Source organism: Pseudomonas sp. LAIL14HWK12:I1 (assembly GCF_003202095.1).
In the GTDB taxonomy this organism is placed as follows: Bacteria; Pseudomonadota; Gammaproteobacteria; order Pseudomonadales; family Pseudomonadaceae; genus Aquipseudomonas; species Aquipseudomonas monteilii.
In genome coordinates this window covers 454,931-476,908 of record NZ_QJKG01000003.1, presented here as the reverse complement: position 1 = coordinate 476,908, position 21,978 = coordinate 454,931, and the positions used below count along the sequence as shown (strand labels likewise).

Here is a 21,978-nt window from a genome sequence, read left to right as displayed (position 1 = left end):
CCCGGCTTGAAAACCGCCCTGCCAAGTGAGGTGCAGTACCCATGGACCGTCTGCTCGATTCACTCTTCCCCAACGCCGAAAGCATCCCCCAAATCTGGCGCCTGGAAGCCCCCCTGGAACAACGTGATTACCTGGTGAACGGCGAGCTCAGGCGCTGGGACGGCCCCCTGGCCACGGTACGCAGCCCGATCTGGCTCAAGGAAGGCGGCGAAGAACGCCAAGTGGTGCTTGGCAGCGCCCCACTGCTTGATGCCGACACCGCCCTTACCGCGCTCGACGCTGCCGTTCAGGCCTACGACAAGGGCCGCGGTGCCTGGCCGAACATGCGTGTGGCCGAGCGTATCCAGCACGTCGAAACCTTCCTGGCACGCATGCGCGAGCAGCGCCAGGCTGTGGTCAAGTTGCTGATGTGGGAGATCGGTAAAAACCTAAAGGACTCGGAAAAGGAATTCGACCGCACCTGCGACTACATCGTCGACACCATCAACGCCCTCAAGGACCTCGACCGCCGCTCCAGCCGCTTCGAGCTTGAACAAGGCACGCTGGGCCAGATCCGACGGGCGCCGCTGGGTGTCGCCTTGTGCATGGGCCCCTACAACTACCCGCTCAACGAAACCTTCACCACGCTGATCCCCGCGCTGATCATGGGCAATACCGTGGTGTTCAAGCCCGCCAAGTTCGGTGTGCTGTTGATCCGCCCGCTGCTCGAAGCCTTCCGTGACAGCTTCCCGCCCGGGGTGATCAACGTCATCTATGGTCGAGGCCGGGAAACCGTCAGCGCGCTGATGGCCAGCGGCAACGTCGATGTGTTCGCCTTCATCGGTACGCATAAGGCCGCCAGCGACCTGAAAAAGCTGCACCCACGCCCTCACCGCCTGCGCGCCGCACTGGGGCTGGATGCCAAGAACCCGGGTATCGTGCTACCGCAGGTCGACCTCGACAACGCCGTCGAAGAGGCGGTGACCGGTGCGCTGTCGTTCAACGGCCAGCGCTGCACGGCACTGAAAATCCTGTTTGTCCACGAGGATGTGGTCGACGCCTTCCTCGACAAGTTCCAGCGCAAACTGGCCGCGCTCAAACCTGGCATGCCGTGGGAGCCCGGTGTAGCACTGACACCGCTGCCCGAGCCTGGCAAGGTCGACTACCTCGACTCCTTGGTCGCCGATGCCACGGCCAAGGGCGCACGCGTGCTCAACGAAGGTGGCGGGCAGAGCCGCGGCTCATTCTTCTACCCCGCCTTGCTGTACCCGGTTAACCACGAAATGCGCATATACCATGAAGAGCAATTCGGCCCCCTGGTGCCTGTAGTGCCCTACCGCGACCTGCAAACCGTGATCGACTACGTACTGGACTCCGATTACGGCCAGCAACTGAGCCTGTTCGGCAACGACCCGGCTACCATCGGCAGCCTGGTCGACACCTTCGCCAACCAGGTCGGGCGCATCAACATCAACGCCCAGTGCCAACGTGGCCCGGACACCTACCCGTTCAACGGACGCAAGAACAGCGCCGAAGGCACCCTGTCGGTGCATGACGCCTTGCGTGTGTTCTCCATCCGCACACTGGTCGCCACCCGCTTCCAGGAGGCCAACAAGGCGCTGATCAGCGAAATCATCCGCAACCGCCAGTCGAGCTTCCTGACCACCGACTACATCTTCTGACGGCCGCGCTTATAGGAAATCGATCTAGCGCCCTTGTCGATTTTCCACCGGTGCAAACGACTCTAAGCAACAGGGCGCCCTCCGGCGCCCACTGCGAAGGAGAGTCGAACATGGCAGCCAAACCCATCCCCGAAGGCCAGCACAGCATTACCCCGTACTTGGCCATCAACGACGCCGCCAAGGCCATCGAGTTCTACAAGCAGGCCTTTGGTGCGGTCGAGATGTTCCGCCTCGATGCGCCAGGTGGCCGTGTGGGCCATGCCGAGCTGAAAATCGGTGATTCGTCACTGATGCTGGGCGACCCCTGCGACATGGAGGGCGGCCTCACCGCCAGCCAGAAACTCAGCGGCGCAGGCGTGGGCCTGCACCTGTATGTCGAGGACTGCGACAAGGTCTACGACCAAGCATTGGCGGCCGGCGGCACCCAGTTGCATCCGTTGACGGACCAGTTCTACGGCGACCGCAGCGGCACCCTGAAAGACCCGTTCGGCAATATCTGGTTCGTCTCCACCCACAAGGAGGACCTCACCCCGGACGAAATTCGTGCCCGCGCCGCGAAGATGTTTGGCGGCAACTGAGCGGCAAGTTGAAAGCGGCGCGACTTTGCTTGAAGCTTGAGGCTCGTAGCTCGGAGCTGCTTCATGCGAATCATCGACAAATCCGCCGCACAGGTGCGCAGCCTGACCCCCGCCGAAGAAGACCTGCTGGTCGGCTTTGCCACCGGCAGCCTCGGCGGCCCACGCCTGCTGCAGGCCAACCAGCTGCTGATGAAAGTGCGCAATGCAAACCAGTGGCTGGCCTGTGACTGCCGCAGCGACGCCTTGCCGGTGCTCAATGTCACCCTCAACGGCAGCACCGGCACGCTGTTTCTCAAAAACAACCCGGGCACGGCAGAACACACACCCGGCTGCCCGTTCACCAAGGACGAGCGTGAGGCCGACGAGCGTGAAAACGACCCTGCCCCCCCTGCAGCCTGGCTGCCGCCCGACACGCCACTGCGCCTGATCGGCGACTTTCGCAGCGCCACCAGCAGTGCCAGCGGCGATAGCAACGACCGCCGCGAACAACAGCGCCTGCTGTCACTGCTGCTGACCTGGATCGAAACCAGCGGCCTCAATCTTTACGCCACCCACCTGAAAAAGGACCTGACCACCCAGTTTGCTGAATTGCGCAGCGTGGCCAGCCGCTACCCGCTGCTGGAGCGGGTGCCCGCCAGCAATTACCTGGAAACCCGCCTGGACATGAAGCACATGATGATGCTCAAGTCCCGACTTCGCGAAGCCACGGTGTTCGGTAACCACCGCCGCCACGGCTTGCTGCTGGACTGTGTCGACCAGATCAAAGGGCGCAAGCTGTTCAACAACCGCAGTGAAGATGGTTTCGACTTCCAGGGGCACCACCTGTATTGGGGCGGTAGCCGTACCACCGGGCCATTACTGGCGCTGATGATCTACTCACCCACCAGCGCCGGTAGCCATTTCTATGAGCTGATCCATGTGGCCAGCGTACCGGTGCTGTCCCGTGCCCACTTGTTCCCTGTGTATCGCGATGAAGAGCGTGAGCCGCTCAAGGCGCTGGTGTCGTTGATTGACTGGATGGCCAGCAAAGGTGTGAAAGTGCAAATGCGCCGGCCGGTCATCGGCGGGCAGGTCATGGATGAACTGGTGCTGACCTCGGACCAGGACCGCGTGCTGTCGGTGTCATTGCTGGAGCAGCCGATCGGGCCCGAGCCAGATGCCGAGAACTTCAAGCGCTATGCCGACTTCAAGAGCCTGGAAACCTTCCGCAAGTTCGTTGCCGGCTTTTTCATGCGTGAACGCTGAAATCCTAGGGCCGCTTCGCGGCCCAGCGCCGGCAAGCCAGCTCCCACGGGGACCGCGCAATGCTGAATAGCTACGCAGTACTCAGTACAGGCAGCCCCAAGCTTTCAGGTCACCCTAGGAACAGCTTGTAAGCCGGGTTATCCGTCTCATCCCAATACCGATACCCCATCTCATCCAGCGCCAACGGCAACCCCGCTACCTCGTCCCCCGGCACCTCCAACGCCGCGAATACCCGGGCCTCCGCCGCCCCATGGTTGCGGTAGTGGAACAGGCTGATGTTCCAGCGCTTGCCCAGCCGCTCCAAAAAGCCCAACAACGCCCCAGGCCGCTCGGGGAACTCGAAGCGCATGACCCGCTCATCCGCACCCGGCGCGGCGTGGCCACCCACGGTATGACGCACATGCAGCTTGGCCAGCTCGTTTTCGGTCAGGTCCAGCACGCTGTAGCCCTGCTCGCGCAGGTTGGCCAGCAACTGCTCACGCGGGTCGTGAACAGGGTGGGTCTGCACCCCGACAAACAATCGCGCCTCTTTGCCGGGGTAATAGCGATAGTTGAATTCGGTGATCTGCCGTTTGCCCAGCGCCTGGCAAAACGCGCGGAAGCTGCCCGGCTGTTCCGGAATGGTCACGGCAATGATCGCCTCGCGCCGTTCCCCCAGCTCGGCCCGCTCGGCCACATGGCGCAGGCGGTCGAAGTTGACGTTCGCCCCGGAATCGATGGCCACCAAGGTCTGCCCCTGTACGCCATCGCGTGCCACGTACTTCTTGATCCCGGCCACCGCCAAGGCGCCGGACGGCTCGGTGATCGAGCGGGTATCGTCGTAGATGTCCTTGATCGCCGCACACAGCTCATCGCTGCTCACGGTCACCACCTCGTCGACGAAGTGCCGGCACAGCTCGAAACAATGGGCGCCGATCTGCGCCACTGCTACACCATCGGCGAACGTGCCGACTTGCGGCAGGATCACCCGCTCACCAGCAGCCATGGCAGCCTGCAGGCAGTTGGAGTCTTCCGGCTCCACGCCGATCACCTTCACCTCCGGGCGCAGGTATTTCACATAGGCAGCAATGCCAGCGATCAAGCCGCCACCACCGACCGGTACGAAGATGGCATCCAGCGCACCCGGGCGCTGACGCAGAATTTCCATGGCCACCGTGCCCTGCCCGGCGATCACGTCCGGGTCATCGAACGGCGGCACGAAGGTAGCGCCTTCGCTGTCGGCCAGTGTCAACGCGTGTGCCAGGGCGTGCGGGAAGCTCTCACCGTGCAGCACTACATGGCCGCCACGCGAACGCACCCCTTCCACCTTCAGCGATGGCGTGGTGGTGGGCATGACGATGGTAGCCTTCATGCCCAGATGCGAGGCTGCCAGGGCCACACCTTGGGCATGGTTGCCGGCCGAAGCGGTAATGACCCCCCGCTCACGCTGCGCACGGGTCAGGCGCGACAGCCGGGTGTAGGCACCACGGATCTTGAACGAGAAGGTCGGCTGCAGGTCTTCGCGCTTGAGCAATACCTGGTTACACAGGCTGGCAGACAAGGCAGGCGCGGCTTGCAGGGGCGTTTCGATGGCCAGGTCGTACACCGGGGCGGCAAGAATGCGCCGCACCTGTTCCGACAGCAGTTGCTGGGGGGTGACTGCAGTACGCGGGACGCTGAAGCTGGTCATCGATGACTCCTTGGCTGTTTTCAGTGTGCCCAGGAGTCAGAGAGAAGAAACCCGCCTCCAGGGCGGGTTCGGTGCACGTACGCGCTAGCCCGCCAAGCTGATAATGGCGGTAATAATAATGGCGTTCACGTGCGGGAAAGTATTCATGGGGTAGGAACTTAGCCGGTAGCGCAGCACAAAGTCAACACTTGGCTTGCTGCGCCGAAAGCGGCACATCGAACACCTTGTCGAACCCCCACTGGAAGACAAAGGCGTAAACGAAGAAGAACACGAACAACGCCAGGTTGGTCAGCAGCGCCGCCCACAGGCTGACGTCCAGCCAGTACGCCACCAGCGGCAGCAAAATCACCACCAGACCACCCTCGAAACCCAGCGCATGCAGCAAGCGCCGCATGAAGGTGCGCTCACGCTGATGCTGGCGCGCTTCCCAACGCTCGAACACCCAGTTGTAGCCCATGTTCCAGCTCATCGCGATGCCCGACATCAGCACCGACAGCACGGTCGACTGCGCCATACCGGCACCGAACGCCAGCTCCAGTGCAGGCGCCACGCAGGCCACAGCGATGGCCTCGTAAAGAATGGCCTGGACGATCTTGCGCGCCTTGCCTTGCATGTTCAGCTCCCTGGGTAAACGACCTGTAAAACTACAAGATGTGGCCCACAAGAAAAAGCCCGAAATTTGGACAACCTCGTATTCGGCTGCTTGTATTTATCCCGTACAAACGGCGACATGTCGTACAACTTCGTCGAGGGAACCGAGCGAGGATACAGACGATGGCCTACTCCACCCTGCCGGTGACTGCCGCATGAGCCTGGCATTCATCGATTTTCTCACCTATGTGCTGTTCGGCCTAAAGATCCTGGCGATCACCCTCGCCTCGCTGATGTTCCTGCTGGGCCTGGACGACCTGTTCATCGACCTGTGCTACTGGGGGCGAAAGCTGATCCGGCGTTTTCGCATCTACGACAAGTTTGAGAAGGCCGACGAGAAACGCCTGTACGAAGTCCCGGAAAAACCTTTGGCCATCATGGTCCCGGCCTGGAATGAAGTGGGCGTGGTCGGTGAAATGGCGCGCCTGGCGGCCTCCACCATCGACTACGAGAACTACCAGATCTTTGTCGGCACCTACCCGAACGACCCGCAAACCCAGGCCGACGTCGACGCGGTGTGCCTGCACTACCCCAACGTGCACAAGGTGGTGTGCGCCCGCCCCGGCCCCACCAGCAAGGCCGACTGCCTGAACAACATCATCGACGCGCTGCTGCGCTTTCAGCAGGACGCCGGTATCGAGTTCGCCGGTTTTATCCTGCACGACGCCGAAGACGTGATTTCGCCGATGGAACTGCGCCTGTTCAATTACCTGCTGCCGAACAAGGACATGATCCAGATCCCGGTGTACCCCTATGCACCCGAATGGAAGGGCTTTACCGCCGGCCACTATGTCGACGAGTTCGCCGAAAACCACGGCAAGGACGTTGTCGTTCGCGAAGCACTCACGGGCCAGGTACCCAGTGCCGGGGTCGGTACCTGTTTCAGCCGTCGCGCCATCAGTGCACTGCTGGAGGACGGCGACGGCATCGCCTTCGACGTGCAAAGCCTCACCGAAGACTACGACATTGGTTTTCGCCTGAAGCAAAAAGGCATGAAGTGCATTTTCGCCCGCTACTCCATCAGCGACCCGGCGCTGACCCTGAAACAGGAATGGCGCCCGGGCATGAGCCGTGAGTTTTCCCAGGTAATCTGCGTACGCGAGCACTTCCCGCGCGACTGGCAGCATGCCATCCGGCAAAAGTCGCGGTGGATCGTCGGCATTGTGTTCCAGGGCACCAGCAACCTGGGCTGGAGCCGCAAAGGCGCGCTCAACTACTTCCTGTGGCGCGACCGCCGCGGGCTGTTCGCCTATTTGCTGAGTTTTCTGGTCAACCTGTTGCTGCTGGTATTGCTGGCGATGTGGCTGGTCACGGTGATTGCGCCGGATTCGTGGCGCTTCATGTCGATCCTTAGCGACAGCTGGCTGCTCTCGACCCTGCTGTGGCTCAACGGTCTGATGCTGTTCAACCGCCTGTTCCAGCGCGGCTGGTTCGTTACCCGTTTCTACGGCATTGGCGAAGGCCTGCTGTCGGCGCCGCGCATGATGTGGAGCAACTTCGTCAACTTCTTCGCCAACCTGCGTGCCCTGCGCCAGGTTATGGAGATGGGCGACTCGCGGCGTGTGGCCTGGGACAAGACCACGCACGAGTTCCCCGCCATCGCTGCCCCTGCCCGCACGCCACTGGGCCAGCGACTGGTGGCCAAAGGGTTGATCAGCGACGAACAGCTGCAACAGGCAATCAACAGCCCTGTACGCCGCCGCCTGGGCCGCGAACTGCTGCTGCGTGGTTGGGTAAGCAGCGAACAGTTGGTGGCCACCCTGGCCGAGCAGCTAGACATTCCATGGGCCCCGCTGAATCCGTTCAAGCTCGAACCGCAACTGATCGCCAAACTGCCGCGTAAACTGGCGACGCACTATGGCGTGCTGCCGGTGGCCGAGGACGGCGACACGCTGATCCTGGCCAGCGAAAGCCCGGTCAGCCAAGTGTCACTGGGGGTAATCAGCCGCCACCTCAAGCGCCCGGTACGCGTGCGCCTGGCACCACAAGGCCGGGTAACCCTGGGCCTGCGCTACCACTACCCAAGCCCCTGGCAGAAGCCGGAAACCCGCGACATGCTGGCCACGCTCGCACGCCATCAGGACGACGAGGCGCTGCTGGAACGGGTCAGCCACCACCAGGTCATGCTCGGTACCCTGCTGCAGGTGCGCGGTATGGTGCCCGTCACCTTGTTCAACCAGGCATTGATCGACTTCGACGCCGAACACCAGAGCCTGGGCGAGCACCTGATCGCTCGCGGCATCATCACCGAGCAGGTGTTGCAGCAAGCACTCGACGAACAGGCCAGCGAACAGCAGGCTGCCCTTGACCTGACCCGGGAGGTGGCATGAAGCCGCGTTTTACTCTCACCTTCACTGGCCTGTTGCTGTGCTCCGCCGCACTGCCCGTCGCCGCCTCGGCACCGATGACCGATTTCCAGCGGTTCACCAGCTTTCCGTTCATGGACCGCAGTTATCGTGAGGCCAAGAAAGAGAACTGGGCCGAGGTCGAGCGCCTGACCCGTCACGTGCTGGGCCGCGTGCCGAACAACGACGAAGCCCGCGCACTGCTGGTAGAGGCCCTGGCCCACCAACGCCGCTACAAGGAGGCCGAAGCGCTGGCCGAACAACTGGACGGCAGCCCCGAATACGCCGACGCGCTGCTCGAACTTCGCCTGACGTGGATCGAGCAGGATCCACCGCCAGCCAGCCATGTCGAGCAATGGCTGGCCACCAGCGATGGCATGCACCGGGTGCGCCTGTGGCAGGCTTACAGCCTGAGCCTGGCCAAGTTCGGGGGTGCTGGCAAAGCGCTGGAATGGCTCAACCAGCTGCCACCGCGCGATGATGGTCAGGTACTGCGCCTGGCCCGCGCCAACTTTGCCGAACAGCTGCGCAACTGGAAGGAAACCATCGAGCAACTGCAGCCGCTCGCCGACAAGGGCCAGTTACCCGCCGAAGACTGGCAACGCCTGGCCAATGCGTATATCCAGCAGGTGGACGAAAAAGGGCTGAACACGCTGCTGGCCAGCGCGCCTTCCCCCCAGGCAGCCAACCAGGCACGCCTGGCCATGGCCAACCGCGCCATTGCCGTGGGCCACAACCAACAGGCCCAACGCTGGTTGCAGTCGCTGCCGCCCGATCAGCTGAATCAGCCCGACCAGCGCCAGCAATTGTGGGAGCTGGCCCGCGAAGGTGATGATGCCATACTGCTGCGCCGCCTGAGCAACGACCTGCAGCGCCCCTGCCTGGAAACCGTCGACTGGTTGTCACGTCAGGACCCTGACCAAGCCCGCGAGCAGTTCAAAGGCTGCACCCCCAGCACCGATCCACGCGCCTACGCTGTACTCAAGCAACGCCTGTACGGCGACCCGCCACAGCCGCCGCAACCGCGTACCGCCAGCGAATGGGAAAAGCGCTACCGACAAAGCGGCGACCTGGCCGCGCTGGAGCAAGCCACCTTCCTGTTGGTGGAACAAGGCCAGGTGGCACATGCCCGGGAACTGCTGGAGCACGCCTACGACCGCCGCCAAGGCCGCCTCAGCCCGTCGTTGCTGCAGCGCCTGGGCAACCTGTATGCACGTACTGACGGGGCGCTGGACAGCCGCCGCATGCTTGGCCTGATACCCCGGGTGGATGCCAACACCCGCGCCCAGTTGCTCGGCCGCCTGGCCGAAGCCGGCCAGTGCGATGCCGTACACCAGGCGATACCGGCCACCCCGAGCGAACCCGGCCAGTACCGCGCACTGGGCCGCTGTGCCATGCCTGACCAGCCCGGCGAAGCGGTGGTCTACTACCAGGCCGCCGAACGTTTTGGCGGCGGCGGCGATCGCCTGCCCTTGGCCTATGCCCTCGAAGCGGCGGGCGACTCCGAGGCGGCCCTGCCCATCTGGCGCAGCGTCCCGGACGGCGCCTGGACCGACAACGCCCGCCTCACTGCCGCCCGTGGCGCGCTGAATGCCGGCGATGCAGAAGCCGCTCGACGCTACTGGGACGCCGCCGCGCACCACAGCGCTGATGACTGGGCGCTGGGCGCCGCCATTGCCCAGCGCCAGGGCGATTACCCGTCCGCCTTGGGCTTCCAACGCCAAGCCTTGGCCAGCAACCCTCGCGCCGACCACTACTATGCGGCCGCAAGCACCGCGCAGCTGGCCGGCGACAGCGCGCAGAGCATGGCCTGGCTGGCCGAAGCGATGCGCCTGGCCCCCGATCAGCCACGCTACCGCGCCGATTACGGCATGCGCCTGGCCGGCGCCACAGACAAGGCCCAGCGCCGCCAGTCGATCCCATACCTGGAGCGGGCGACCCACGACTTCCCCGAGGACTACCGCCTCGGCGAAACGCTGGCCTTGCGCTACGACGAAGCCGAAGACAGCGCCTCGGCACGCCGCGAACTGCGCCGTATCCTCGATGTGGAGCAGAACCTGGTCGACGGTGACGACGAGTACGGCAGCCTGGAAGCCCGCAAATACCGCCAGCGCAGGGCCCATGAAGCCCTGTCACGCCGTGACACCATCACCCTGGCCAGCACCTGGTCGCCCGCCGGCACCTCGACCAACGACAAGTTCCTCGACAACGGCCAACGCAGCGGCAGCTCGCGCCGCGCACAATCGCAAAACGTGCAACTGGCCATGTGGGACCACGCCCTGGGTGAAGAGCCCAGCCGCAACGGCAGCACCTTCTCGGTCTATGGCAGGGTACTGTTCGGTGGTCAGAGCCGTACCGATTACGCGCAAAGCATGGGCACCGGCGTTGGCCTGCGCTACAAGCCGCTCGGCCAGGCCAACCTCAACCTGTACGCCGAGCTGTATCACCAACGACAGATCGACGAAGATCATTATCGCGGCCTGAGCCTGGGGCAGTTGTTGAGCCCGGCCAAGGTCGGCGGTAATTGGGGCGACCTGCGCCACAACGCCGAGTCGAGCAACGACCTGTTGCTGCGCGCCACGGCCTCATTCCTTGACCAAGGTGACTGGCGCAACGACTGGCGGGTGGATGAAGACGACTGGAACGAGCGCTTCCTGTATCTCGACGCCGCCTGGTGGACACGCGCCGGCGACCATGCCTGGCTGTCGCGCTACCAGCAGGGGCATGCCTGGAAGCTGCCGGGCAGCTCACCGCAAACCATAATGCCCTACGGTTTTGTCGAGTTCTCCAGCCAGGACCCGAGCAACGACTGGCGCCAGGACGCCCGTGCGGGGGTGGGTGTGCGTTGGCAATGGTGGTTCGACGACGACCGCTACAACGCCTACCGCGGCTCGCTGAAAGTGCGCGCCGAATACCAGCAGTCGCTGGGCGGCAATCTTTACGAGCGCGCCAACGGCGTGCTGGTCGGTGCGGAGATGACCTTCTGATGCGCAAGATCCTCGCCTTCTGCCTGCTTGCCCTGTGCCTGCCGGCCACAGCTGACCAACGCCTGTTCTACCAACCCCTGAACCGCGACGCCAGTATCACCCCTGCCCAGTGGCAACAGCTGTGGCACGCCACCGTGGCGCAGGGTGGCAAGACCCTGATCGTGCAGTGGAGCGCGTATGGTGACAGCGATTTTGGCGGTGCCCAGGGCTGGCTGGCAAACAGCCTGCGCTCGGCGCATGCCCAAGGGCTGCAACTGGTCTTGGGGTTGTACATGGACCCGGCCTATTACCAACGCCTTGAAGCGTTGGACGGCGAAGGTCAGAACAGCTACTGGAAAGCGCAGTTGGGCCGCTCGCTCAGCCAATACCAGCACCTGCGCAACGCCTGGCAGTTGCCGGTGGATGGCTGGTACCTCCCCATGGAGCTGGACGACCAGCATTTTCGCGAGGCTGAACGGCGCGATGCGCTGTACATCCAGTTGCAGGCCTTCAACCGCCAGCTGGACAAACCGTTGCATATCAGTGCGTTCAGCGCGGGCAGATTGTCGCCAGGAATCAACGCCGCGTGGCTGGAGCAACTGGCCGGGTTGGGCTTGACTGTCTGGTGGCAGGATGGCGCCGGGACCGGGCGTTTGCCCGCGTTGGTGCGCCAAAGCTACGAACAGGCTTTGCCGTGCCGGGTGGGCGTGGTGCGCGAGGCGTTCCGCCAGGTGAGCGGGCCAGGGCAGGCATTCAGGGCTGAGCCTGCCGAACCGAAGCTGGGTAGCGGGTGCCATGCCGAGGCGGTGTTCGCCTTGCGCTACCGGCCCTGGGCCCGAGGTGTGTTGCCACAGAATTGAGTCACCAGGCCCGGCCCTATCGCCGGCCAGCGATAGGGCCGGGCCTGGACAAGCAGTAGTCTCAGGAGCCCACCGATGTTCAAGACCATCGAAGCACACGTACGCCAGCAGGTCGCCCCCGCCGCCCTGCGCGCCGAATTCCGCCAGCACGAATTCGAGTCCATGCGCCCGTTCTGCCTGCTGGTGTTCTGCATCAGTATCCTGATCTGGCTGGTCTTCGACCTGATCGTCAGCTTCCTCGGCGGCCAGGGTTTCACCTGGCTGTCCTACCTGTTCATCGCCCTGCTGGGCTGCCTGACCATCGTGCTGCGCTTCACACGGCGCAGCCATCACTTCGACGTGCTCAACCTGCTGTTCATTACCGTCATCACCTTGGGCATGCGCCTGGTGATCGAAGGCATCCCGGTAGCCCTGCGCCCGGTGTGGCTGGTGCTCGGCGTCTCCACCGTGCTGTATGCCGTGTCGGTGCAGCCGGTGCGGCGCTGGTCGTTCTTCTGCGCCATGGTCATCACCTGGGTGATGCTCAACCCCTTCTACCACACGCGCATTGAACCGGACGCACTCGAAGGCGCCATGCTCATCAGCTACGCCATTTTTCTCAGCAGCCTGGTGAGCTACAGCTACCTGCAAATCCGCAAGGCCAAGCTGCACAATTTCTACCTGTCGAAGGTGCTGCTTGAGCAGGCTTATGTCGACGCCCTGACCGGAATCCCCAACCGCCGCTCGTTCATGGCAAAAACAGAGCAGCAATTGAAACGGGCGACGCCCAGGCAGTATCTGGCGATGGTCGACATAGACAATTTCAAGAAGGTCAATGACCGTTTTGGCCACGACGTGGGTGACGAAGTGCTCAGACGCGTGGCACTGCACATCAAGGCGGCGATGGTCGATTCCGAGTTTGCAAGATTGGGCGGTGAGGAATTTGCCATTTTTCTTGAAGGGCTCGACCAGCAAAGTGCTGAACAGCAGGTGGAGGCATTGGTACGCAGAGTGCGTGAAGATGCAGGCACACACCCGGTAACCATCAGTATCGGCCTGGCGCAGGTGTCCCCAGGCGATACGTTGACCATGGCGCTGATCAAGGCTGACCAGGCGCTGTATGAAGCCAAGCACACGGGCAAAGACCGGTTTGTGTTGTGGACTACCCGGCTGGCAGCCGAATCCTGAACTGCGCACCGCCCAGTGCCGACTGCGCGACCGTCAAGGTCCCGCCCTGCCCCTCGATCGCTCGCCGGCTGATCGCCAAGCCAAGGCCAAACCCGCCGGTGTTGCGATCGCGGCTGCGGTCCAGGCGGTAGAACGGTTGGAAAATCCGCTCGCGCTCCTCAACCGGTATGCCAATGCCGTCATCCTCCACTGTCAGCAGGCAGGCACCATCGCCCTCCAGCCGCAGGCGCAGCAACAGGCTTTCATCGCAATAACGCATGGCATTGCGCACCAGGTTCTGCACCGCACGCGCCGTCAAGCGCGGGTCCAGCACGAACCGGGGCAGATTACCCTCGGCCTGCACTTCCCAACGGATACCCCGGCCATCGAGTTCCTCGGCAAAACCACCGAGCACGCTGTCGACCAGCTCCAGCAACGATACTTCAACCCGCTCGCGGGCCTGGTCAGCATTGTACAGCCGGCTGTACGACAGCAGTTCCAGCACCAGTTCATCCAGCTCACGCACATGCCCCACCAGTTCCAGCAGACGTTTGCGGCTGGCCGGCGGTACTTCGTCGAACAGCAATACCAAGCCGAAATCCAGCCGGGTCAGGGGTGTGCGCAATTCGTGCGACACTGCATTCAGCAGCTCGCGCTGCTGGTTGACGTGGCGCTCCAGGTCGCTGGCCATGGTGTCGAACACGCCGGCCAGCTCACCAATGTTGGAGTGCGGCGAAATGTGCGTACGTTCGGCCATCTGCCCCTGGCCCAGGCGCCGGGCGGTTTCCTTCAGGCGCTCCAGGTCGCGCCAGTGCGGCCATACCCACAGCAGCAGGCACCCCAGCATGGCCGCACCGATCAGTACGGTCACCCCCCACGACAACACGTTGATGTCCAGCGGGTCTGGCGGTGAGTGCAGGCGCACCAGCCATTCCTTGTCCAGCGGTGCCAGCACCGTTTCGTAGTAACCCCACTCGGCAATGCGCACCGCGTACAAACCATGCTCCAGGCGCGCCTGTTCCTCATCGCTCAGGCTGGCCTGGTCAATGCGCAGCAGTTGCAATTCCAGCGGCGCGAAATCGCTGGCCAGTTCTTGCGCCACGGCTGGCCACTGCTCGCGCGGGGCCTGGCGGAACTGGCGCACGATCAACGCCTGCACGCCCTTGGCCTGGTCCAGGTTGTAGGCCATGAAGCGGTCGCGGAACAGGCCGACAATGGTGTCGGGGATGAACAGCAACGCACCGGCGTAGGCAACGATGATCACCAGGTACAGCCGCACCAGGATCTTGAGCATGGTCGATCAGCACTCCCACTCGACACGGCTGAACAAGTAACCCTTGCCCCACACGGTCTTGATCTTGCGTGCTTCGCCGGCGTTGTCGTCGAACTTGCGCCTCAGTTTGGAGATGGCCACGTCCACGGAACGATCGGTGCCATTGAACTCGATACCGCGCAGTTGTTGCAGGATACGGTCGCGGTTCATCACCTCGCCCGCATTGCGTGCCAGCACCACCAGCAGGTTGTACTCACCACTGGACAGCTCCACTTCTTCGCCACGCCAGCTGACCGTGCGCTCGGCCAGGTCGATGCGCAACCCCCCGATCAGGATCAGGTCGTGGTCCAGGCGCGGCTCATTGATGCTGCTGCGACGCAGCAGCGTACGCACCCGGGCCAGCAGCACGCGTGGTTCACAGGGTTTGGTCACGTAATCATCGGCCCCCATTTCCAGCCCCAGTACCTGGTCATGGCTGTCATCACGAGCCGTCAGCATCAGGATGGGCAGGCTCTGCGACTCCTGGCGCAACAGGCGGCACAGTTGCAAGCCGTCGATGCCCGGCAGCATCAGGTCGAGGATGACCAGGTCCGGCTTTTGCCGGCGGTACTCGTCCAGCACATGGTCTCCCCGGGCGATCACCTGGACATGAAAGTCGTTGCGTTGCAGGTAGCTGGCGATCAGTTCGGACAGGGCGCTGTCGTCTTCGACCAGGAAAATATTCGGCATAGGCGATAGAGAATCCGGGTGCAGGTGTACGCAGAATATATAACCCTACCGGCCCAGAGGATTGATCTTCACACTTTTTCACACTCACCCTACAGGTATTAACAGCCGCCAGTGCAACAGCTGCCGTAGCATACACCCGGTCATCATCGGAAGATCCGCATGCCTACTAACTTCCCCCCTCGCCTGCGCCCAGTGGCGCTTCTGACGTTTATGAGCTTGTCCCTGGCCGGCTGTGGCGACAGCGCCGAGCAAGACGAAAAGGCCCCTACCCCGCAGGTGCGGGTGGAAACCCTGCAATTGCAGCCCTTGGCGATAAGCAGCGAGCTCAGTGGCCGCATTCTCGCCCCGCGCACCGCCGAAGTGCGCGCACGGGTCGCGGGCGTGGTACTCAAACGCGTCTACCGCGAAGGCAGTGACGTGAAGCAAGGCGATGTGCTGTTCCTGATCGACCCGGCGCCATTCAAGGCCGACCATGACAGTGCCCGCGCCACCCTGGCCAGGGCCGAGGCCACCCTGTACCAGGCACGCCTGCAAGAGCAGCGCTACCGCGAGCTGGTCGACGACAAGGCCGTCAGCCGCCAGGAATACGACAACGCCAAAGCGAGCTTCCTGCAGGCCGACGCCGACGTGGCCGCCGCCAAGGCTGCCCTGGAGCGCACCCGCCTGAACCTCGGCTACGCCACGGTAACCGCGCCGATTTCCGGCCGTATCGGCCGCGCCCAGGTCACCGAAGGCGCCCTGGTCGGGCAAAACGAAAGCACGCCGCTGGCGACCATCCAGCAGCTGGACCCGATCCATGCCGACGTCACCCAGTCCACCCGCGAGCTCAACGCCTTGCGCCGCGCCTTGCGCGCAGGCGAGCTGCAGCAGGTGGGCGACGGCCAGGCCCGCGCCACGCTGATCCAGGACGATGGCAGTGCCTACCCGCTGCCAGGCAAGCTGCTGTTCTCCGACATCAGCGTCGACCCCAGCACCAACCAGATCACCCTGCGCAGCGAGTTCCCCAACCCGGACCTCGACCTGCTGCCCGGCAGCTATGTGCGTGTGCGCCTGGAGCAGGCCGTACAACCCAAAGGCCTGAGCGTGCCGCAGCGGGCCATCCTGCGCGACAGTGCCGGGGTGCCCAAGGTGCTGGTGGTCGACGCACAGGCCCGGGTCAGCGACCGCCAGGTGGTACTGGGCAGCGCCCAGGGTGATCGCTGGGTCGTCAGCGAAGGCCTGACGCCAGGCGAGCAGGTGGTGGTCGAAGGCCTGCAACACGTCAAGGCCGGTGACCAGGTGCAGGTCGACAACGCAACGGGCACAGCGCCCATCGCACAGCACACCGGCCAGTGAGGGCCTGATTCATGCCGCAATTCTTCATCGACCGCCCGGTGTTCGCCTGGGTGGTCGCACTGTTCATCCTGTTGGCCGGCGCGCTGGCCATCCCGCAGTTGCCGGTAGCCCAGTACCCGAACGTGGCCCCGCCGCAGGTGGAAATCTACGCCGTATACCCAGGCGCCTCCGCCGCGACCATGGACGAAAGCGTGGTCAGCCTGATCGAGCAGGAGCTCAACGGCGCCGACAACCTGCTGTACTTCGAGTCGCAAAGCAGCCTGGGCAGCGCCACCATCACCGCCACCTTCGCCCCGGGCACCAACCCGGACCTGGCCCAGGTTGACGTGCAGAACCGCCTGAAGGTGGTCGAGTCGCGCCTGCCGCGCCCGGTCACCCAGCAGGGCCTGCAGGTAGAAAAGGTGTCTACCGGTTTCCTGCTGCTGGCCACCCTCACCTCTGAAGATGGCAAACTCGACGAAACCGCGCTGTCGGACATTCTCGCGCGCAACGTGATGGACGAAATCCGCCGCCTCAAGGGCGTCGGTAAAGCCCAGCTGTACGGTTCGGAACGCGCCATGCGCATCTGGATCGACCCGCGCAAGCTGATCGGCTTCAACCTCACGCCCAACGACGTGGCCGAGGCCATCGCCGCGCAGAACGCCCAGGTCGCGCCCGGCAGCATTGGCGACCTGCCCACCCGTGGCACCCAGGAAATCACCGCCAACGTGGTGGTCAAAGGCCAGCTCAGCACACCGGAAGAGTTCAGCGCCATCGTCCTGCGCGCCAACCCGGACGGTTCCACGGTCACTGTCGGTGACGTCGCCCGGGTCGAGATCGGCGCCCAGGAATACCAGTACGGCACCCGCCTGAACGGCAAGCCGGCCACCGCGTTCAGTGTGCAGCTGTCGCCGGGGGCCAACGCCATGGAAACCGCCACCCTGGTGCGGGCGAAAATGCAGGACCTGGCGCGCTACTTCCCGGAAGGCGTCAAGTACGACATCCCCTACGACACCTCACCGTTCGTCAAGGTGTCGATCGAGCAGGTCATCAACACCCTGTTCGAAGCCATGCTGCTCGTGTTCGCAGTGATGTTCCTGTTCCTGCAGAACCTGCGCTATACGTTGATCCCGACTTTGGTGGTGCCGGTGGCGCTAATGGGCACCTTCGCGGTCATGCTGGCCATGGGTTTCTCCGTCAACGTGCTGACCCTGTTCGGCATGGTGCTGGCCATCGGCATCCTGGTCGACGACGCCATCGTGGTGGTGGAAAACGTCGAACGCATCATGGCCGAAGAAGGCCTGCCGCCCAAAGAGGCCACGCGCAAGGCCATGGGCCAGATCAGCGGCGCGATTGTCGGCATCACCCTGGTGCTGGTGGCGGTGTTCCTGCCCATGGCTTTCATGCAAGGTTCGGTGGGGGTGATCTACCAGCAGTTCTCGGTGTCGATGGCGGTGTCGATCCTGTTCTCGGCATTCCTGGCCCTCAGCCTGACCCCGGCGCTGTGCGCCACCTTGCTCAAACCGGTCGCCAAGGGCGAGCTCCATGAGCGCAAAGGCTTCTTCGGCTGGTTCAACTGCCGCTTCGAAAGCCTGAGCAATGGCTACCAGGGCTGGGTGATGCAGGCGCTCAAGCGCAGCGGCCGCTACCTGCTGGTGTACGCGGTGCTGCTGGCGGTGCTGGGCTACGGTTTCAGTCAGTTGCCCACAGCGTTCCTGCCCACCGAAGACCAAGGCTACACCATTACCGACATTCAGCTGCCACCCGGCGCCAGCCGCATGCGCACCGAACAGGTGGCCGCGCAGATCGAGGCGCATAACGCCGAGGAAGCGGGCGTAGGCAACACCACGCTGATCCTGGGTTTCAGCTTCTCGGGTAGCGGGCAGAACGCAGCACTGGCATTCACCACGCTCAAGGACTGGTCCGAGCGTGGTGCCGACGACAGCGCCCAGTCGATTGCCGACCGCGCGACCATGGCCTTCACCCAGCTCAAGGATGCCGTGGCCTATGCCGTGCTGCCGCCGCCTATCGACGGCCTGGGCGAGTCCACCGGCTTCGAATTCCGCCTGCAGGACCGTGGGGGCATGGGGCACGCCGCGTTGATGGCTGCCCGCGACACGCTGCTGGCCAGTGCCGGCAAAAGCAAGGTATTGACCAACGTGCGTGAAGCATCGCTGGCCGAAAGCCCGCAGGTGCAACTGGAAATCGACCGCCGCCAGGCCAATGCCCTGGGCGTTTCGTTTGCCGATATCGGCTCGGTACTGGACGTGGCGGTGGGCTCCAGCTATGTCAACGACTTCCCCAACCAGGGCCGCATGCAGCGGGTGGTGGTGCAGGCCGAAGGCGACCAGCGCAGCCAGGTCGAAGACTTGCTGAAAATTCACGTGCGCAATAACAGCGGCAAGATGGTGCCACTGGGCGCGTTCGTCCAGGCCAAGTGGGTGAGCGGGCCGGTGCAGCTGACCCGTTACAACGGCTACCCGGCGGTGTCGATTTCCGGCGAACCGGCAGCAGGCTACAGCTCGGGCGAGGCGATGGCGGAAGTCGAGCGCCTGGTCGCCCAGCTGCCGCCTGGCGCCGGCCTGGAATGGACGGGGCTGTCGCTGCAGGAACGCTTGTCCGGCAGCCAGGCACCGATGCTGATGGCGCTGTCGTTGCTGGTGGTGTTCCTGTGCCTGGCGGCGCTGTACGAAAGCTGGTCGATACCCACCGCTGTGCTGCTGGTAGTGCCCCTCGGCGTATTGGGTGCGGTGCTGGCCGTGACCCTGCGCGGCATGCCCAACGACGTGTTCTTTAAGGTTGGCCTGATTACCCTGATCGGTCTGTCGGCGAAAAACGCCATCCTGATCATCGAGTTCGCCAAGCACCTGGTCGACCAGGGCGTGGATGCCGTCGACGCTGCGGTGCAGGCCGCCCGCCTGCGCCTGCGCCCCATCGTGATGACCTCGCTGGCATTCATCCTCGGCGTGGTACCGCTGGCCATCGCCAGCGGCGCCAGCTCGGCCAGCCAGCAGGCCATCGGTACCGGGGTGATCGGCGGCATGCTCAGCGCCACCTTGGCGGTGGTGTTTGTGCCGGTGTTCTTTGTAGTGGTGATGCGGCTGGCGGGGCATCGCCAAGCGCATTACGCCGACACACAACCGGTTGCCAAGGAAAGCTGACTGGACAAGCCCCGCGTGACATGGGAGGGTTCCCGGCAATGACTGCCCGGAGCCCTTTTTCATGCCTGATTCACTCCCCCCCTGCTCCACCCTCATCCTTGCCGGCGGCCGTGGCCAGCGCATGGGCGGCCGTGACAAGGGGCTGATCGAATGGAAGGGCGAACCGCTGGTGGCGCATGTGCAGCGGGTGGTGCGGCCACTGAGCGACGACCTGGTGATTTCCTGCAACCGCAACCAGGAGGCCTACCGGGCGTATGCCGACCAGTTGGTGGGCGATGCCGAGGCGGACTTCCCCGGCCCGCTGGCGGGGGTGATTGCCGGGCTCAAGGTGGCGCGGTATGAGTGGGTGGTGCTGCTGGCATGCGATGCGCCGCAGGTTGACCGCGCGTTGATCGAGGATCTGCTGCGGTTGGCAGTGGCGAATGACAGTGCGGCGATGGTGCGCCAGGGTGGGTATTGGCAGCCGATGTTCAGCGTGCTGCCACGGCGGGTGCTGCCGATGCTGGAGCAGGCTTGGGCACAGGGTGAGCGGAGTTTGCAGAGGGCCTTGCTGCGCGAGTCGGTTCAGGGGTTGGAATGTACCGAAAATGATTCCCGGTTGAGCAACTTCAATAGCCCGGAGTTGCTGAAAGGCTGAAGGCATCTCCCGCCTGTTCCGGCCTCTTTGCGGGCGAGCCCGCGAAGAGGCCGGAACAGGCAGTAAGTCATCCGGCAGACAATTCCTCGACACTGATCTCTCGCATCCTGAACTTCTGTACCTTGCCAGTCACCGTCATCGGAAACTCGTCGACAAAGCGGAAGTACCGGGGCACCTTGAAGTGCGCAATCCGCGCCCTCGCCCACTCACGCAGTTCATGCTCACTGGCGGTATGCCCCGGGTGCAGCCGCACCCAGGCCACGATCTCTTCGCCGTACTTGCTGCACGGCACGCCAATCACCTGCACATCGGCCACCGCCGGGTGGGTGAAGAAAAACTCTTCCAGCTCGCGCGGGTAGATGTTTTCGCCGCCACGAATGATCATGTCCTTGCTGCGCCCGACGATGCGCACATAGCCCTGCTCGTCCATCACCGCCAGGTCACCGGTGTGCATCCATCCCTCTTCATCGATACTTTCGGTCGTGGCCTTGGAGTTGTTCCAGTAACCGAGCATCACGCTGTAGCCACGGGTACACAGCTCGCCTATCTCGCCACGCGGCACGGTGTTGCCGTCAACGTCGACCACCTTGTTCTCCAGCCGTGGCTGGGTACGACCGACACTGGTCACCCGGCGCTCCAGGTCATCGTCCGGCCCGGTCTGCAATGACACCGGGCTGGTCTCGGTCATGCCGTAGGCAATCTGCACCTCGGCCATGTGCATTTCGCCGATTACCCGGCGCATCACCTCGATCGGGCAGGTCGCACCGGCCATGATCCCGGTGCGCAGGCTCGACAGGTCGAATTCCGCGCGTTGCGGGTGGTCCAGTTCGGCGATGAACATGGTCGGCACGCCATACAGCGCGGTCGCCTTTTCCTCTGCCACAGCGCGTAGCGTGGCCAGTGGGTCGAAGGCATCGTTGGGGTAGATCAGGGTGCTGCCGTGGGTCATGCAGCCAAGGTTGGCCATGACCATGCCAAAGCAGTGGTACAGCGGCACCGGCACAACCAGCCGGTCGTGCTCGGTCAGGCCCAGGCTTTCGCCGACCATGTAGCCGTTGTTGAGGATATTGCTGTGGCTGAGGGTCGCGCCCTTGGGGAAACCGGTGGTACCCGAGGTGTACTGGATGTTGATCGGGTCGTCGCAGCGCAGTTGCGCCTGGCGCTCGGTCAGGGCCTCACGGCTGATTGCGTCGGCACGGGCCTGTAATTCATGCCAGGCCAGAAATCCTGATGGTGGTGCGGCCGCCAGGCTGACCACGCCGCGCAGCTCCGGGAAGCGCTCGCAGATCAGCGCCCCCGGCTGGCCTGTACTCAGGCCCGGCACCAGGCCCAGCAGCATGGCGTGGTAGTCGGAGGTCTTGAACGCGTCGGCGCAGATCACCCAGCGGCAGCCGGACTGGCCCAGGGCGTAGTCCAGCTCGCTGGAGCGGTAGGCCGGGTTGATGTTGACCAGGATCGCGCCAACCTTGGCACTGGCGAACTGGGTGATGCACCACTCGGCGCAGTTGGGTGCCCAGATGCCCAGGCGGTCGCCGGGTTGTACGCCCAAGGCCATCAGGGCGCGGGCGTGCTGGTCGACGGCCTCAGCCAGTTGCTGCCAGGTGTAACGCAGGGCTTGATGGCGGACTACCAACGCTTCGCGGTCGGGGTAGCGGGCGACGGTCGCGTCGAAGGCATCGCCGATGCATTGGCTGAGCAGGGCTTTGTCGGGGTTGCCCTGGGAGTAGCTTGGCTGGGGCATGG

15 protein-coding genes are annotated in these 21,978 nt (G+C 63.8%); 10 read left to right on the top strand and 5 right to left on the bottom strand.

The features are described 5' to 3' along the window. Positions 1-41 precede the first annotated feature (41 nt). The 3 genes from D906_RS11605 to D906_RS11595 all read left to right on the top strand — a co-directional run bounded on the left by D906_RS11605 (position 42) and on the right by D906_RS11595 (position 3,484). Positions 42-1,661: an NADP-dependent glyceraldehyde-3-phosphate dehydrogenase gene (locus D906_RS11605; protein ID WP_019099284.1), complete on the top strand. Its 1,620-nt coding sequence runs from the start codon at positions 42-44 to the stop codon at positions 1,659-1,661. 110 nt (positions 1,662-1,771) lie between these two features. After that, the gene (locus D906_RS11600) at positions 1,772-2,239 is read left to right on the top strand and encodes a VOC family protein (RefSeq protein ID WP_019099285.1); all 468 of its coding nucleotides are present in this window, start codon (positions 1,772-1,774) and stop codon (positions 2,237-2,239) included. Positions 2,240-2,302: 63 nt separating this feature from the next. Then, positions 2,303-3,484, top strand: a complete 1,182-nt coding sequence (locus tag D906_RS11595; RefSeq protein WP_019099286.1) for a hypothetical protein — start codon at positions 2,303-2,305, stop codon at positions 3,482-3,484. A 109-nt stretch (positions 3,485-3,593) separates the two neighbouring features. Here the strand turns inward: D906_RS11595 and ilvA are convergent, their stop codons facing one another. Both ilvA and D906_RS11585 read right to left on the bottom strand, forming a co-directional pair. After that, complete coding sequence (ilvA, locus tag D906_RS11590; protein WP_019099287.1) at positions 3,594-5,153, bottom strand: threonine ammonia-lyase, biosynthetic; 1,560 nt, start codon at positions 5,151-5,153, stop codon at positions 3,594-3,596. Positions 5,154-5,334: 181 nt separating this feature from the next. Beyond that, positions 5,335-5,766, bottom strand: a complete 432-nt coding sequence (locus tag D906_RS11585) for a PACE efflux transporter (protein WP_016713990.1) — start codon at positions 5,764-5,766, stop codon at positions 5,335-5,337. A 193-nt stretch (positions 5,767-5,959) separates the two neighbouring features. Here D906_RS11585 and nrfB point away from each other — a divergent pair, with 193 nt between their 5' ends. From nrfB to D906_RS11565, 4 genes are all read left to right on the top strand, one after another. Next, complete coding sequence (gene nrfB / locus D906_RS11580; RefSeq protein ID WP_019099288.1) at positions 5,960-8,134, top strand: cyclic di-3',5'-guanylate-activated glycosyltransferase NrfB; 2,175 nt, start codon at positions 5,960-5,962, stop codon at positions 8,132-8,134. Then, entirely contained in the window at positions 8,131-11,136 is a 3,006-nt protein-coding gene (locus tag D906_RS11575) for a phage receptor (protein ID WP_027615200.1), read from the top strand. The genes nrfB and D906_RS11575 overlap by 4 nt, the downstream gene beginning before the upstream one ends. Beyond that, positions 11,136-11,975 carry a DUF4434 family protein gene (locus D906_RS11570; protein ID WP_019099072.1) on the top strand — a complete coding sequence of 280 codons (840 nt, stop codon included), beginning with the start codon at positions 11,136-11,138 and terminating at the stop codon, positions 11,973-11,975. The genes D906_RS11575 and D906_RS11570 overlap by 1 nt, the downstream gene beginning before the upstream one ends. Positions 11,976-12,050: 75 nt before the next feature. Beyond that, positions 12,051-13,142 (top strand): diguanylate cyclase, encoded by a 1,092-nt coding sequence (locus D906_RS11565; protein WP_027609809.1) that lies wholly within the window; start codon positions 12,051-12,053, stop codon positions 13,140-13,142. Here D906_RS11565 and D906_RS11560 read toward each other — a convergent pair. Together D906_RS11560 and D906_RS11555 are read right to left on the bottom strand one after the other, a co-directional pair. Further along, positions 13,117-14,415, bottom strand: a complete 1,299-nt coding sequence (locus D906_RS11560; RefSeq protein ID WP_019099071.1) for an ATP-binding protein — start codon at positions 14,413-14,415, stop codon at positions 13,117-13,119. The genes D906_RS11565 and D906_RS11560 overlap by 26 nt on opposite strands. Before the next feature lie 6 nt (positions 14,416-14,421). Continuing rightward, complete coding sequence (locus D906_RS11555; RefSeq protein WP_019099070.1) at positions 14,422-15,123, bottom strand: response regulator transcription factor; 702 nt, start codon at positions 15,121-15,123, stop codon at positions 14,422-14,424. Positions 15,124-15,282: 159 nt separating this feature from the next. Between D906_RS11555 and D906_RS11550 the strand changes: the two genes are divergently transcribed. The 3 genes from D906_RS11550 to mobA all read left to right on the top strand — a co-directional run bounded on the left by D906_RS11550 (position 15,283) and on the right by mobA (position 20,235). After that, complete coding sequence (locus D906_RS11550; protein WP_019099069.1) at positions 15,283-16,458, top strand: efflux RND transporter periplasmic adaptor subunit; 1,176 nt, start codon at positions 15,283-15,285, stop codon at positions 16,456-16,458. A gap of 11 nt (positions 16,459-16,469) precedes the next feature. Further along, complete coding sequence (locus tag D906_RS11545; RefSeq protein WP_027615199.1) at positions 16,470-19,598, top strand: efflux RND transporter permease subunit; 3,129 nt, start codon at positions 16,470-16,472, stop codon at positions 19,596-19,598. Positions 19,599-19,659: 61 nt separating this feature from the next. Then, the gene (gene mobA / locus D906_RS11540) at positions 19,660-20,235 is read left to right on the top strand and encodes a molybdenum cofactor guanylyltransferase MobA (RefSeq protein ID WP_027609812.1); all 576 of its coding nucleotides are present in this window, start codon (positions 19,660-19,662) and stop codon (positions 20,233-20,235) included. A gap of 67 nt (positions 20,236-20,302) precedes the next feature. On the opposite strand, the gene D906_RS11535 is transcribed toward mobA, so the two are convergent. Further along, entirely contained in the window at positions 20,303-21,976 is a 1,674-nt protein-coding gene (locus D906_RS11535; RefSeq protein ID WP_019099066.1) for a fatty acid CoA ligase family protein, read from the bottom strand. Positions 21,977-21,978: the final 2 nt, after the last annotated feature.

Bases quoted from the DNA above. Each gene is read 5' to 3' on its own strand.
- D906_RS11595 (WP_019099286.1), top strand. From the start codon at position 2,303: ATGCGAATCATCGACAAATCCGCCGCACAGGTGCGCAGCCTGACCCCC.
- D906_RS11575 (WP_027615200.1), top strand. From the start codon at position 8,131: ATGAAGCCGCGTTTTACTCTCACCTTCACTGGCCTGTTGCTGTGCTCC.
- D906_RS11535 (WP_019099066.1), bottom strand. From the start codon at position 21,976: ATGCCCCAGCCAAGCTACTCCCAGGGCAACCCCGACAAAGCCCTGCTC.
- D906_RS11565 (WP_027609809.1), top strand. From the start codon at position 12,051: ATGTTCAAGACCATCGAAGCACACGTACGCCAGCAGGTCGCCCCCGCC.
- D906_RS11585 (WP_016713990.1), bottom strand. From the start codon at position 5,766: ATGCAAGGCAAGGCGCGCAAGATCGTCCAGGCCATTCTTTACGAGGCC.
- D906_RS11555 (WP_019099070.1), bottom strand. From the start codon at position 15,123: ATGCCGAATATTTTCCTGGTCGAAGACGACAGCGCCCTGTCCGAACTG.
- D906_RS11560 (WP_019099071.1), bottom strand. From the start codon at position 14,415: ATGCTCAAGATCCTGGTGCGGCTGTACCTGGTGATCATCGTTGCCTAC.
- nrfB (WP_019099288.1), top strand. From the start codon at position 5,960: ATGAGCCTGGCATTCATCGATTTTCTCACCTATGTGCTGTTCGGCCTA.
- mobA (WP_027609812.1), top strand. From the start codon at position 19,660: ATGCCTGATTCACTCCCCCCCTGCTCCACCCTCATCCTTGCCGGCGGC.
- D906_RS11545 (WP_027615199.1), top strand. From the start codon at position 16,470: ATGCCGCAATTCTTCATCGACCGCCCGGTGTTCGCCTGGGTGGTCGCA.
- ilvA (WP_019099287.1), bottom strand. From the start codon at position 5,153: ATGACCAGCTTCAGCGTCCCGCGTACTGCAGTCACCCCCCAGCAACTG.
- D906_RS11605 (WP_019099284.1), top strand. From the start codon at position 42: ATGGACCGTCTGCTCGATTCACTCTTCCCCAACGCCGAAAGCATCCCC.
- D906_RS11550 (WP_019099069.1), top strand. From the start codon at position 15,283: ATGCCTACTAACTTCCCCCCTCGCCTGCGCCCAGTGGCGCTTCTGACG.
- D906_RS11600 (WP_019099285.1), top strand. From the start codon at position 1,772: ATGGCAGCCAAACCCATCCCCGAAGGCCAGCACAGCATTACCCCGTAC.
- D906_RS11570 (WP_019099072.1), top strand. From the start codon at position 11,136: ATGCGCAAGATCCTCGCCTTCTGCCTGCTTGCCCTGTGCCTGCCGGCC.